Annotated in this window: 12 protein-coding genes and 1 pseudogene; 5 read left to right on the top strand and 8 right to left on the bottom strand. The window is 69.0% G+C overall.

All coding sequences use genetic code 11. From position 1 onward, the window contains the following. A partial coding sequence (locus FRW57_RS23125) for a hypothetical protein (protein ID WP_162529318.1) occupies positions 1 to 442 on the top strand: 442 nt, incomplete at its 5' end. Between the two features lie 28 nt (positions 443 to 470). Here the strand turns inward: FRW57_RS23125 and FRW57_RS09065 are convergent. Both FRW57_RS09065 and FRW57_RS09070 read right to left on the bottom strand, forming a co-directional pair. After that, positions 471 to 2,111, bottom strand: coding sequence for a peptidoglycan-binding domain-containing protein (locus tag FRW57_RS09065; protein ID WP_152185850.1), 1,641 nt, complete (start codon positions 2,109 to 2,111; stop codon positions 471 to 473). 378 nt (positions 2,112 to 2,489) lie between these two features. After that, positions 2,490 to 3,167 carry a PhzF family phenazine biosynthesis protein gene (locus FRW57_RS09070; protein WP_137120909.1) on the bottom strand — a complete coding sequence of 226 codons (678 nt, stop codon included), beginning with the start codon at positions 3,165 to 3,167 and terminating at the stop codon, positions 2,490 to 2,492. A 112-nt stretch (positions 3,168 to 3,279) separates the two neighbouring features. Between FRW57_RS09070 and FRW57_RS09075 the strand changes: the two genes are divergently transcribed. From FRW57_RS09075 to FRW57_RS09090, 4 genes are read left to right on the top strand one after another with little or no spacing between them, the layout of a single operon-like run. Continuing rightward, positions 3,280 to 4,377, top strand: a complete 1,098-nt coding sequence (locus FRW57_RS09075) for a substrate-binding domain-containing protein (RefSeq protein WP_202911459.1) — start codon at positions 3,280 to 3,282, stop codon at positions 4,375 to 4,377. A gap of 34 nt (positions 4,378 to 4,411) precedes the next feature. Then, positions 4,412 to 5,440, top strand: coding sequence for an ABC transporter permease (locus tag FRW57_RS09080; RefSeq protein ID WP_137120908.1), 1,029 nt, complete (start codon positions 4,412 to 4,414; stop codon positions 5,438 to 5,440). Beyond that, positions 5,437 to 6,291 (top strand): ATP-binding cassette domain-containing protein, encoded by an 855-nt coding sequence (locus FRW57_RS09085; RefSeq protein ID WP_137120907.1) that lies wholly within the window; start codon positions 5,437 to 5,439, stop codon positions 6,289 to 6,291. The genes FRW57_RS09080 and FRW57_RS09085 overlap by 4 nt, the downstream gene beginning before the upstream one ends. Before the next feature lie 22 nt (positions 6,292 to 6,313). Further along, entirely contained in the window at positions 6,314 to 6,724 is a 411-nt protein-coding gene (locus FRW57_RS09090; RefSeq protein WP_137120906.1) for a universal stress protein, read from the top strand. A gap of 14 nt (positions 6,725 to 6,738) precedes the next feature. Here the strand turns inward: FRW57_RS09090 and FRW57_RS09095 are convergent, their stop codons facing one another. The 6 genes and pseudogenes from FRW57_RS09095 to FRW57_RS23130 form a co-directional block, all read right to left on the bottom strand. After that, positions 6,739 to 7,389, bottom strand: a complete 651-nt coding sequence (locus FRW57_RS09095) for a UdgX family uracil-DNA binding protein (RefSeq protein WP_152185851.1) — start codon at positions 7,387 to 7,389, stop codon at positions 6,739 to 6,741. A gap of 68 nt (positions 7,390 to 7,457) precedes the next feature. After that, entirely contained in the window at positions 7,458 to 8,009 is a 552-nt protein-coding gene (locus FRW57_RS09100; protein WP_238384582.1) for an NUDIX hydrolase, read from the bottom strand. A 122-nt stretch (positions 8,010 to 8,131) separates the two neighbouring features. Beyond that, entirely contained in the window at positions 8,132 to 10,093 is a 1,962-nt protein-coding gene (gene acs, locus FRW57_RS09105; protein ID WP_137120903.1) for an acetate--CoA ligase, read from the bottom strand. A gap of 98 nt (positions 10,094 to 10,191) precedes the next feature. After that, complete coding sequence (locus FRW57_RS09110) at positions 10,192 to 10,812, bottom strand: acetate uptake transporter (protein ID WP_152185852.1); 621 nt, start codon at positions 10,810 to 10,812, stop codon at positions 10,192 to 10,194. A 116-nt stretch (positions 10,813 to 10,928) separates the two neighbouring features. Next, the gene (locus FRW57_RS09115; RefSeq protein WP_338016637.1) at positions 10,929 to 12,851 is read right to left on the bottom strand and encodes an ABC transporter ATP-binding protein; all 1,923 of its coding nucleotides are present in this window, start codon (positions 12,849 to 12,851) and stop codon (positions 10,929 to 10,931) included. After that, positions 12,848 to 13,117, bottom strand: a pseudogene (locus FRW57_RS23130) (ABC transporter ATP-binding protein); the annotation flags it as partial. The pseudogene FRW57_RS23130 and the gene FRW57_RS09115, both read right to left, overlap by 4 nt.

The following is a 13,117-nucleotide window of genomic DNA, read 5'->3' on the forward strand; positions in this document are numbered from 1 at the left end:
GCAGGCGGCGATCCTGCTCGCCGCCTGCGCACTGCTGCTCGGGCCGCGGCGTGACCGGCTCCTGCGGCGTGTGGGCCGCTGGGGCATCGCGGTCGGGGGCGTCGCGGTCCTGGCGTGGATCGTCATACCGGCCTGGGTGCTGCCGCAGTGGGACTCGCTGTGGTCACAGGTGGCGGCAGAGACGTTGAGGGCCAGCGGGGGCCCACTCATCCTCATGTTCGGGTTGATCTTCGCCGGCGGACTCGCCACCCTGGTCCTCGGCTTCGCCGCCGGGCAGCTTCGTCCCACCGACCACGGCTACGCGGGAGCGCCATCGGACTACCTCTCACGGCCACGGTCCCGCGCGCGTCTCGGCTACCGCGGCGAGTTCCCCGAGGACCAGCACCGGGACGGGCGGCAGGGCTCCGACACGTGGAGCGGGCACGAGGACTACCGCCGGTAGCGACGCCGCAGCGAGCGGTCAACGGCAGTCAGCGCGACAGCGCCTTCCACGTGCTTGCGCGCACGACACCAGTCGCCGTCAGGTGCCTAGCCCTCTGCAAGCGGACCACACCGCCCCGCGTCTTGACCCCGAACACCCCGTCGACACGACCGACCTTGAGACCACGACGGTTGAGCTCGGACTGCAGCGCCCTGACGGCTGTTCCCCGCGAGCCGGTCCTGAGGACCGTGGTCCGATACCGCTGGTACAGGGTCTTCGGCGCGGTTTTGGACGCCGGCCTGGCCTGCGTGTAGCTCAGCCCCGACAGCGCACGCCAGTCGTTGCGGGTCACGTCGGTGTCGAGCGGCAGCTTCTTCTGGACCTGGAAGGCCCGCAGCGCCGCCGACGTGCGACCTCCCCAGACACCGTCGGCTGGGCCGGCGTCGTGTCCGGCCTCCGTCAGGAGGACCTGGACCGCCTTGACCGCGATGCCTCGGGCTCCGGCCTGGAGTGTCGTGCCGCCGTAGCGACGGTACAGAGTGGCCGGGTCCACCGTGGCGGTTTCCTCGGAGGTGAAGTAGTCGCTGGGCAGGCCGGTCACCGCGCCGAGCGACCTGCCCGTGGTGTCGGTCGCCCGGTATCGGCCGTCGCTGGTGAACCCTTCCACCCGGATCGACGTCGGTCGGCCGCCCCAGTCGCCACGGCCGTCCCGCGACAGGACCTGGATCCGCGCGACGCGATTGATGCCGTAGGCCTTCTCCAGGGAGGTGGCCCGGACCGTTCGCGTCCACGACGACCACGGATTGTCGATCCGGTCGTAGGGATCGGGGTGAGCGGTCAGGTAGCCGTGTCCAGCTCCGCCTGCGACGGCCTGCCCGCCGTTGGACGCCGAGAACATCGTGGTCGCGAGTTGCGGGGCACGCCCGGCGGCAAAGGCATACGTCAGTACCTGCCCAGCGGTGTCTGTGACCGCCGCATCCGTGGCCGGCTGCTCGGCGGCGTTGATGGACCCGCGGGAGTTCACGACACCGACGCCCTTGTACACCTGGCAGGCGGTCGAGTCGCAGATGTCGTAGGAACCTCCTGCCCGGATGAACCGCTTCGCGTAGGTGCGCGCGGCCACCGCCTGGGCACGCAACGCCTCGAGGTGGAAGTAGGCCGGTGACTCCGCCGGCACGACCGAGCGCAGGTAGCTCTCGAGGTTGACCCGGTTCACGGTGACGACCTTCCCCGAGCTGACCTGCTGCGCGGTGATCGAGCCACGGTAGGCGCGGGTGACCCCGCCGGGGAGCACCAATCGCACCAGGTGACCGGTCGCGGTGAACATGACCGGACACGGGGTGTTCTGCTCACCCTGGCGAAGGGGGAACTTGCTCCAGTTTCCTGCGGTCCGGGCCTCGAGGACGCAGCCACCGACGACCACACGCACACGCCACCGGTCCGGGGTGGTGGGGAGGCGCCGGACGACACCGTCGCTGCTGGCCGTGAGGCCTGGCGCCGCAGCCACCTCGACGATGCCATCGGTGTCGCTGGTGATCCCGACCCGGATCGTCGGTGAGGACAGCGAGGTCAGCAGGGTCCCCGGGTAGTAGAACGCGAGGATCTGCCGGTAGGACAGTCCGGAGCGCGCGGCGCCGTTCGCGCCGTACTGCGACATCCCGACGCCGTGGCCGAAGCCGTGTCCGGCCACGGCGAAGGTTCCGTCCGAGGAACGACCCGTGATCTGGGCTCCCGGTTGTGGGGCGGGCAGTTGTCCATTCGCGTGGGCAGCGACGCTTCCCGGCCCAGCCGCCAGGGTCGTTGCGAGCAGACTTGCGAGACCGAGCCGCGACAGGCGACGCGAGCGGGTGGTGGGCACGAAGGGCCTTTCGGAAAGGGCGAGCCGGAACTGCCGGGGCGGTGCCGACCATCGTTTGGCGAGGCAGGTGGTGGGACGGCCGACGAACTGGCGGATGCTGCACATCGATCGTCGTCGGTGCCCACAGACCCATCGGCCGGCTCGGCGGCGCTCTTGAGGCACCGGTGTGCAGGAGCACTGGGGCGACTCCTCGCTCAGCGCGGCGCCACCTCACCTCTCGATGGTTCGGTGCCCCTCGAGCAGAACGCGCCCACCCACCGTTGCCCAACCGTCGGCCTGCGACGTCGTGGCGATCCGCGAACCGCGTCCTTGGGTGATGTCGAGGGCACGTCCCTGTCGTGCGGTCAATGCGATCGCGGCCGCCCCGGTCGCCTCGTCCTCGACGATCCCCATGGCGGGAGCGAACATCCGTGAACGGAGGGCTCCCCGTTCCCGGTCGGTCCACGCCCACAGGTAGTGCTGACCGGTGGTGTACTCGGACGGGTCCGCAGCCTCCACCTCGACCTCCGACCCCATCTCGTGCCAGATGAACGCCGGCGTCCACTCCGGTCTGGCCCGCACGCGGGTGACTGCGCCGTCACGTTCGACCAGCACCTCCCCCGCGGGAACCTCGAGCCGGCCCACGTCGTGCCCTTCCTGCGCGAGCCACCAAGCGACGCCTACGGTCGGGTGGCCGGCGAAGGGCAGCTCGACCGCCGGCGTGAAGATCTGCACCCGGCCACGCTCGACATCGTCGACGAAGACGGTTTCACTGAACCCGAGTGCGGCGGCCACCGCCTGGCGGTCAGCGGCATTGACCAGGAGCCCGTCCACGATCGCCAGCGCGTTGCCGTGCCGGCCCCGGTCGTCGACGAAGACCCGCACCACGTCATGGTGGACCACAGCCATTCGCCGACGCTATCCGCCCACGCCTTGGGACGCATCCCTTGACGGCGGCCCTGCACAGGACTACAAAGCACTCGGGAGTCGTAGGTCCCAGTCCAACCCATTGGGGGCGCGCGTGCGCACAGCCCAGCACCACGGACCAACGTGGTGGAAGCGCGCCATCCTCCTGTCGCTCTCGACGACGGTGATGTGTGCGCTGGCGGCCTGCGCCGCTTCAGACCCCAACCAGGTCGGTCTGTCCCTGATCCTCAAGACCCAGACCAACCCCTACTTCGTGTCGATGAAGCAGTCGGCCGACGAGCAGGCCCACGAGGCGAAGGTCCACCTCTCCGTCGCCGCAGGTACGGCCGACGGTGACACACAGACACAAATCAACGCCATCGATACCGCAATTGCGCGTGGTGACAAGGGAATCCTGATCACGAGCAACGGCGACGCGGTCAATGCAGCTCTGCGGCAGGCCAAGGACAACGGCCTGTTCGTCATCGCTCTGGACACCCCGCTCAACCCCGTGAACACCGCCGACATCACCTTCGCCACCGACAACGAGGAGGCCGGACGACTCATCGGCCGGTACACGGGGGCCCGGCTCAAGGGCGGCAAGGCCGTCGTCGCGATGCTCGACCTCTACGACGACCAGGTGGTGTCGGTGGATATCGAGCGCGACCACGGGTTCCTGGAGGGAATGGGCATCGACCCGGGCAGCAAGGGACTGAACGCCAAGGAAGCGAAACAGGGCCACTACACCGCCGGTAAGGGCGGACAGTATGTGATCGCCTGCCACCAGGCCACCCAGGGGGCGGTGGACGGCGGCCGCACCGCGATGGAGCAGTGTCTTTCCAAGAACCCGAACATCAACGTGGTCTACACGATCAACGAGCCAGCAGGGCGGGGAGCTTACGCCGCGATGCGAGCCGCCAAGAAGACCGGCCAGGCGTTCATCGTCACCATCGACGGGTCCTGCGAGGGCATGGGCAACGTCAAGAGCGGGATGTTCGCCGCCGACGCGACCCAGTACCCCGGAAAGATGGCTGGTCTCGGCGTGAGCTCGATCGCCAAGCTGGCCAGGGGCGGCGCGCCACCCAAGGCCAGTTCGGGCAAGAACTTCCTGGACACCGGCACCAACCTCGTGACGGGCCATCCCGTCCCGGGAATCAAGAGCCAGACCCCCACCCAGGGGCTCAAGGCGTGCTGGGGACAGGCAGGCGACTGATGCTCTCCCCGCACCCCTCCGAGAGGAGAAGGCCGTGACCCAAACCGCCAGTGACGCGCCGGCGTCGGCCGAGGATCTGCTGAGTCGCAAGCATGGCCCGGCCGAGCGGATCCAACACGTCCTGCACCGAAACCCGGCTCTCAGCCCACTGATCGTGTTGATCCTCGCGATCATCGTCTTCGGGATCATCTCGCAGGGTTTCCTGCGACCCCAGGCGCTGTCGCTACTCGTCCAACAGATGGCCGTTGTCGGCGCCCTCGCCGTCGGTCAGACGGTGATCATCCTGACGGCCGGTATCGACCTGTCGATCGGCATGGCGATGGTGCTGGCGTCGCTGGTCATGGTCAAGCTCAACCACGACCACGGCGTGCCGGGCGTGATCGCCCTGCTCATCGGCGTGGTCGTGGCGGTGGCCACCGGGGCGTTCAACGGCTTCCTGGTGACCCGCATCCACCTGCCCCCCTTCATCGTCACCCTCGGCACCTTCTCGATCTTCACGGCGATCTCCCTGCTCTACGCGCAAGGGCAGACGGTGGCGCTCGACCCCGGCGCGTTCCTGCTGTGGACGGGACGCACCATCTCGGTCGGCAGCGTCAGCATCACCTGGGGCGTGATCCTGATGCTCATCCTGTATGCCGTGGTCGCCTTCGCACTGCGCAACACCGCCTGGGGCCGTCACCTCTACGCCACGGGCGATGACCGAGACGCCGCGGAGCTCGCCGGCATCCAGACGAGTCGGGTGCTGCTGAGTGCGTATGTCGTGGCAGGACTGGCCGTGGCCGCCGCGGCCTGGATCGTGTGCGGTCGCGTCGGCGGTGCCGACCCCAACGCCGGCCTCAACTACAACCTTCTCAGCATCACAGCCGTGGTGATCGGTGGCACGAGCCTGTTCGGCGGACGCGGGCTCGTGGTCGGCACGCTCATCGGCGCCCTGATCGTGCAGGTCTTCAACAGCGGACTCGCCCTGGCGGGCGTGGATCCGAACTACCAGGTCCTGGCCACCGGCATCCTCGTCATCCTCGCGGTGTCCGTCGACCAGTGGATCAGGAGGGTCAAAGCATGAGCACGCCCACATCCGGCACGACTGCGGCAGAGCGGCCGGCGAGACGCCCGACGTCCGAGCATGGCACCGACGAGAAACCGGTGCTCGAGGCCAAGGGGCTGGTCAAGCTCTTCGGGCGCGTCGTGGGTCTACGCGGCGTCGACCTGCGCCTCTTCCCCGGGGAGGTCCTCGCCGTCATCGGCGACAACGGAGCAGGCAAGTCGACGCTGATCAAGTGCCTCTCCGGTGCCATGGCTCCCGACCAGGGAAGCATCGCCATCGACGGGAAGCCGGTGAAGCTCAGGTCGACCCAGGAGGCGCGGGAGGCAGGAATCGAGACGGTCTATCAGACCCTTGCGGTCGCGCCCGCCCTCGACATCGCCAGCAACCTTTACCTCGCCCGGGAGATCCGACGCAAGGGATTCGCAGGGTCAGTGCTGCGGATGCTGGACACCAAGGCGATGAGGGAGCACGCCAGCCGTCACATCAAAGAGCTGGGCATCAGCACCCTCCAGAACATCAACCAGTCGGTGGAGACCCTCTCGGGAGGGCAGCGCCAGGTCGTCGCTGTGGCCCGCACGGGTGCCTTCGGCAGCAAGATCGCGATCCTCGACGAGCCGACCGCGGCGCTCGGCGTGCGCGAGACCGCGCAGGTGCTCAGGCTGGTACGTGACCTGCGCGATCGGGGCCTGGGTGTGATCCTCATCAGCCACAACATGCCCAACGTCTTCGAGACAGCCGACCGCGTCCACATCCAGCGGCTCGGTGGTTGTGCCGGGGTGATCAGTCCACAGACCCACTCGATGCAGGACGCGGTGGCCATCATGACCGGCGCGATGACCGTGCCCGAGTCCGAGCAGAGCCTGCGATGACGTCGAGACCGGCGGTGCGGCGGTGACGGCGACCATCGTCGTCGGTTACCTGCCCACGCCCGAGGGGTCGGCTGCCGTGGACCACGCCATGGCCCGCGCCCGGGAGACGGGAGCACGGCTAATCGTGATCAACACCGGGCGCAACGGCGACTACTCGCACCCCAACTTCGCGACCGCTGAGGACCTCGACGCCCTCGAGCAGGAGTTGACGGACGCGGGTATCGACCACGACATCCAGCAGCCAACCAACGGCCAGCCAGCGGCCCTCGAGATCCTCGGTGCCGCAGTTGAATTCGGTGCCGAGCTCATAGTCATCGGAATTCGTCGACGAAGCCCGGTCGGCAAACTCATCGCCGGGAGCACCGCCCAGCACGTCCTGCTCGACGCGCCCTGCCCTGTCCTCACGGTCAAGGCCGCATCCACGCTTGGCTGACTCCCCTGACGCTCTCAAAGGACCGATCCGGCGACGCGCAGGTCGGCGACGAAGGCGTCATACGCCTGATTCCGCTTCTCGCGAGCGCGCAGCACCGACGACGGATGCACTGTCGGCAGGAAGACCCGCCCGCCGTCCGCCGCCTCTCGGTGCAGCAGCTGGCCCCTCTGCTTGGTGACCTTGACGCCGGGTCCGAGGATCGAACGGGCCGCCGTGGCCCCCAGGACGACGACAAGGTCGGGGTCCACCGTCTCCACCTCCGCCTCCAGCCAGGGCCGACAGGCCACCAGTTGAGCGAGGTTCGGCTTCTCGTGGATACGCCGTTTGCCGCGCGGGGTGAACCGGAAGTGCTTCACGGCGTTGGTCAGGTAGACGTCCTCCAGGGCGAGGCCGGCGTCATCGATCGCCCGCCGCAGCAGCTTTCCCGCAGGCCCGACGAACGGCTCCCCCTCCTTGTCCTCGACGTCACCGGGCTGCTCACCCACCATGACCACGCGCGCGTCACTGCTACCTGAGGAGAACACCACCTGGGTCGCCGGTTCCCACAGCTCGCAACCGCGGCAGTCCTGCGCGGCGTCTCTCAGGGACTCAATGCGCCGCACGGTCGGCAGCCACTCCTGGGCTCCCGGCCGGTCGGGTTCCACGCCTTCGTCAGTGCGGGCCATGAGCCCAGCATGGCACCGCGGCTGCCCGAACCCTCACCGATCCGGTCCTGGGTTCCACGCACGCGCGCTCAGAATCCGAGGCCCGCGTAGTCCCTCGCGCCACTGGCTGCCAGGTGGCCCAGCAGCTGGCGGGTGTCGGGCACGAACGGCCACGTCGGGTCCGCCAGCAACCCGGCGAGCTCGGCCAGGGTCATCCAGCGCCCCCAGACCACCTCGTGATCGGCGTGGCGGACCGGCCCGTCCCAGACCACTTCGTAGACGCTCTCCAGGCAGCGTGTCTGGTCGTCCTCGTAGAGGTTGTGACCCAGTGGCAGCAACGCGAACCCACCTGTGATCCCGAGCTCCTCGACCAGCTCACGGCGGGCCGACGGCTCCGGCTCCTCCCCCACCCGCAACACTCCTCCGGCGCAACAGTCGTGGTGGCTCGGCGCCCAGTCCTTGTCGTCCGCTCGGCGATGGACGTAGATGCGGCCCTCGCTGTCCCGCACCAGCACTGCCGTCGACGCGTGCAGGAGGTTGTCGCGGCGCACCACCGAGCGGGGCGCCGACCCGACGACCGTGCCGTCGCGGTCCACCAACGCCACTTCCTCGGAAGGTGACAGGTCCGGGTTCGCGGTCACGCTGCGAGTGTGGCACCACGGCGAACGGCGCCGAAAGGCAGGCACGAAAGACTGGGGACACGACATACGAGCTCGTATGCCGTGTCCCCGGCCGTTGCTTCGCCGAGCCGGTCGCCGGCCGGTCAGCCCTCGTCGGTCGACTGCTTGGACAGGTTCTCCTGGATGAGGTCCATCACCGAGGAGTCGGCCAGCGTGGTGCTGTCGCCGGGTTCGCGGTTCTCGGCCACGTCCTTGAGCAGGCGGCGCATGATCTTGCCTGAGCGCGTCTTGGGCAGGTCGGGCACCACCATGATCGAACGTGGTTTGGCGATGGCGCCGATCTCCTTGGCCACGTGGTTGCGCAACTCGGCGACCAGGTCGTCGCCACCCCCCTTGGCGCTCTCACGCAGGATGACGAACGCCTCGATCGACTGACCGGTGGTGGCGTCCGCGGCTCCGACGACAGCGGCCTCGGCGACCATCGGGTGCGACACCAGCGCCGACTCGATCTCGGTGGTCGACATGCGGTGGCCGGACACGTTCATGACGTCGTCGACCCGACCGAGCAGCCAGAAGTCGCCGTCCTCGTCGAGCTTGGCCCCGTCGCCGCTGAAGTAGACCCCCGGGAACCGCGCCCAGTAGGTCTCCTTGAACCGGTCGTCGTCACCCCACAGGGTGCGCAGCATGGCGGGCCACGGCTCGGTGACCACCAGGTAACCGGCGCCACCCGGCTCGACGGGCTTGCCCGACTCGTCGTAGACGGCGGCGGTCACTCCGGGCAAGGGGGTCATCGCCGAGCCCGGCTTGCCGGAGGTCACGCCCGGCAACGGACTGATCAGGATCATGCCGTTCTCGGTCTGCCACCAGGTGTCCACGACGGGGCACCGGTTGCCGCCGATGACCTCGCGGTACCACATGTAGGCCTCGGGGTTGATCGGCTCGCCGACCGACCCGATCAGGCGCAGCGACGACAGGTCGAACTTCTCCGGGATCTCGCGGCCCCACTTCATGAAGGTGCGGATCGCGGTCGGCGCGCAGTAGAGGATGTTGACCTTGTACTTCGCGACGATCTCCCACCAGCGGCCCTGGTGCGGTGTGTCCGGGGTGCCCTCGTAGAACACGGAGGTCGTCGCGTTGGCGAGCGGGCCGTAGACGATGTAGGAGTGGCCGGTCACCCAGCCGATGTCTGCGGCGGTCCAGAAGACGTCCGTGTCCGGCTTGAGGTCGAAGACCGCCCAGTGGGTGTAGGAGACGCCCACCATGTAACCACCGGTCGTGTGCAGGACACCCTTGGGCTTACCCGTCGTGCCGCTGGAGTACATGATGTACAGCGGGTGTTCGGCGTCGAAGAACTCGCAGGTGTGCTCCGTGCTCTGGTGGTCGACCACGTCGCTCCACCACACGTCCAGGTCGTCGTTCCAGGCGACGTCCTGGCCGGTGCGCTTGACCACGACCACCTTGCGCACCGTCGGGCACTTGGCGACCGCCTCGTCCACCGTCGGCTTCAGCGCCGACGGCTTGCCGCGACGGTTGGCGCCGTCGGCGGTGATGACGACCTCCACGCCGCAGTCCTTGACCCGGTCCTCGATCGACTGGGCCGAGAACCCGGCGAAGATCACGGTGTGGGGGGCGCCGATCCGCGCACACGCCAGCATCGCGACGACGGTCTCGGGGATCATCGGCATGTAGATCGCGACGCGGTCACCGGTCTTGACGCCCAGCTCGGTCAGGCCGTTGGCGGCCTGGCACACCTCGGCCAGCAGCTCGGCATACGTGATGTCCCGCCGGTCGCCGTTCTCCGCCTCGAAGTGGTAGGCGACCCGGTCGCCCAGGCCGGCCTCGACGTGCCGGTCAAGACAGTTGTATGCCGCGTTGAGCTTGCCGCCGACGTACCACTTGGAGAACGGCGGGTTGCTCCAGTCGAGCACCTCGGTGAACGGCTCGGCCCACGTGATGCGCTCGGCCTGCTTGGCCCAGAAGGCCAGTCGGTCCTCCTTGGCCTCCGCGTAGGCGTCGGCCTTGAGGTTGGCGTGCTCTGCCAACTCGGCCGGGGGATCGAACCTTCTGGTCTCGTGCAACAGGTTCGACAGTTCCGGATTGCTCATTTTCTCTCCTCCTACGGACGGGCGTGGGGCAGAACACTCGCTTCCTGGGTCAAGTCCTACCCCACTCCACCAGTCAAGACGTCACCGGGCAAGGGGCATCAGCCGAGGTTGAGTGGCCCGACGGGCAGCACCTGCCTCTTGAACGTGAAGGCGGTGACCACGGCCATCGAGGTGTACCAGGCGGCGATCGCGGTCAGGATCCCCGCGTAACCACCGGCCTTGCCCAGCCCGCCCGAACCGAGGAACTCACCGCAGGCGAGCAGGAAGTAGGTGATGGTCAACAGCACGAACACCGTCAGGACGGCCACGTTGACGCGCAGTGCCGCCACCGTCATGTAGAGCGTGAAGATGCCCCAGGCCAGCAGGTAGAGGCCGACACCCTTGGCCGCGTCCTTGCCGGCAGCGCTCATGTCGGTGTGGCCGGTCAACCACCAGAACGAGATCCAGAACGCGCCGTATGAGCTGAATGCGGTCGCGCCGAAGGTGTTGCCCTTGGCGAACTCCCACATCCCTGCGAGCAGCTGCGCGAGACCTCCGTAGGCGAGCGCCAGACCGAACACCGCAGGTTCGACGGTGGTCGGCACGATCCCGGCGTTCACGACGCTCAGGACGAAGGTCGTCAGGGCGAAGCCTCCGATGCCCAGAGCCGTGGGATCGGCGATGTGGGCGCCCGGCACGCGGGCCGGGAATGCTGGCTGGTGTTGCTCGGTCGTCGACATGACCACTCCTTTGTCGAGGCGGACCGCTGCGCCCGGCCGCCAAGATGCCGGCTGGCCGCGGCAGGTTTTCACACTTTCAACCACTACCCGCGGCTCCGCGTTCTCACTCGTCGAGGTCAGGAGGTCCAGGCTCGCCACAACGCCGCGTACTCGCCATCGGGGCGGTCGACCAGCTCGTCGTGGCTGCCGATCTCGGCGATCCGGCCGTCGATCATGACGGCGATCCGCTCGGCGTCGTGCGCGGTGTGCAACCTGTGCGCGATCGCCACCACGGTGCGGCCCTGGAGCAGTGCGTTCATCGAGCCCTCGAGGGATCGCGCCGTCCGCGGGTCGATCAGGGAGGTGGCCTCGTCGAGCACCAGCGTGTGCGGGTCGGCGATGATGAGCCGGGCCAGGGCGACCTGCTGGGCCTGGGCGGGGGTCAGCGACGTCTGGCCCGACCCGATGCGGGTGTCCAGACCTCGGGGCAGTCGCCGGACCCACTGGTCGGCGCCCACCGCGGCGAGGGCCGACCAGACCCGGTCGTCGCCGGAGTCCTCCCGGGCCAGCACGACGTTGTCGCGCACGCTGCCGATGAAGACGTGGTGCTCCTGGGTGACCAGGGCCACCTGGGTGCGCAGGGTCGGCAGCGGCAGATCCACCAGCTCCACACCACCGACCGTCACCGACCCCGTGCGGGGGCCGTTGATGCCGGACAGCAACCGGGCCAGGGTCGACTTCCCCGACCCCGACGGCCCGACCACGGCCAGCCGTTCACCGTCCACGAGCTCCAGGTCGACCCCGTGCAGCACGTCGTGATCCGGGCGGTAGGCAAACCGCAGGTCGGTGCCCAGCAGGTGCCGGCCCTCCGGCAGTGCGTCGCCGGGAGCGCGGTCGGCCGGCACCTCGGCGATCCCCAACAGCCGGGCGGTGGACGCGACCCCGACCTGCAGCCGGTCGAGCTCGCCGACCAGCCGGTCGAGCGGTCCGCTCAGGGACTCGACATAGAGCACCGCCGCCGTGATCTGGCCGAGCGAGAGCAGGCCCTGCGCATACCCCCAGGCGCCGACCGCGAGCGTGACCACCCGCGGGGAGTTGAACGCGACGTCGATGACGCCGAAGAGCAGGTTGCGCAGGCTCATCGTGTAGCGCTCCGCCTGGGAGGACACGGCGATGTCGTCGCTGCCCCGCTGGACCCGTCGCGGCGCGAGACCCAGCGCCTCGACGGTGCGGGCGCCCTCCACGGTCTCGGTCAGGGTCGTGTTGATCCGCGAGTAGGTCGAGCCCTCGTTGATGTAGCCCTTCGGTGCGGCTCGCAGGTAGCTGCGCACCGCGAACCAGCTCGTCGAGATGACCAGCAGGCAGGGCACGGCAAGCAGCAAGGAGTTGAGCAGCATCGCCACGACCGACAGGAGCACCGTGAGCAGCGAGATGATCGCCATCGGCAGCCCGAACTGCACCGAGCGGCTCATCGTGCCGACGTCGCGGGTCACTCGCGTGACCAGGTCGCCGGTGCTGGCCGACTCCACCCGGCCGAGGGGTAGTCGCAGGATCGTCTCCACGATGTATTCGCGGGCCGAGGCCAGCAGGTCCTGCCCGAACAGGGTCGAGGTGCGCTGTGCCAGGAAGGTCAGCAACGCCTGGGCCACGACGACCACGACCACCGCCAGGACGAGTCCGTGGACGCCGGACAGGTCCCGCGCGGTGGTGCGGTCCACCAGGGATCCGAGCAGCCGGGGCACGACCAGCGCGGCGGCGGCGGCCAAGGCGTTGAATGCCACGAGCGCGATCGTCTGTCCCTTGCGCTCGGTGATGAGGCGACGGAAGAAGCTCAACACGGCGTGGTCGTCGGCGACGGGCCACCCGTGCTCCGGGCGGCGCGAGTCGGCATACACCTGCTCCGCCGCCTGCCTGCGCAGGTGGTGGCGCATCCGCCAGGCGGCCAGGCGTTCCCGCACGGGAGCGCTCGCCGGTGGCTCGAGGCGTGGGTCGACGGCGGGCACGGCCTGTTGGGGCTCGCGCCAGGTGGCGGCGGAGGTGCGCAGCGGGTCGGCGATCACGACGGCACCTCCTCCTCGTCCATCGCACGGTTGACGACCGCCCCGTAGTCGGGGCAGGTGGCGAGCAGCTCCTCGTGGCTGCCCCGGGCCAGCACGCCGTGCTCGCTCATCAGCACGACCTCATCGGCGTGGTGCAGCCACAGTGGCGAGGCCGTGCACACCACGGTGGTGCGGCCCCGGCGCAACGCGGTGACGCGCTCGGCGACCCGCGCCTCGGTGTGCGCGTCCACCGCCGAGGTCGGCTCGACGAGCACCAGCAGCGGCGG

The sequence above is a fragment of the Segeticoccus rhizosphaerae genome (assembly GCF_009192725.1).
Taxonomy (GTDB): Bacteria; Actinomycetota; Actinomycetes; order Actinomycetales; family Dermatophilaceae; genus Segeticoccus; species Segeticoccus rhizosphaerae.

Bases quoted from the DNA above. Each gene is read 5' to 3' on its own strand.
- acs (WP_137120903.1), bottom strand. From the start codon at position 10,093: ATGAGCAATCCGGAACTGTCGAACCTGTTGCACGAGACCAGAAGGTTC.
- FRW57_RS09110 (WP_152185852.1), bottom strand. From the start codon at position 10,812: ATGTCGACGACCGAGCAACACCAGCCAGCATTCCCGGCCCGCGTGCCG.
- FRW57_RS09070 (WP_137120909.1), bottom strand. From the start codon at position 3,167: ATGGCTGTGGTCCACCATGACGTGGTGCGGGTCTTCGTCGACGACCGG.
- FRW57_RS09085 (WP_137120907.1), top strand. From the start codon at position 5,437: ATGAGCACGCCCACATCCGGCACGACTGCGGCAGAGCGGCCGGCGAGA.
- FRW57_RS09095 (WP_152185851.1), bottom strand. From the start codon at position 7,389: ATGGCCCGCACTGACGAAGGCGTGGAACCCGACCGGCCGGGAGCCCAG.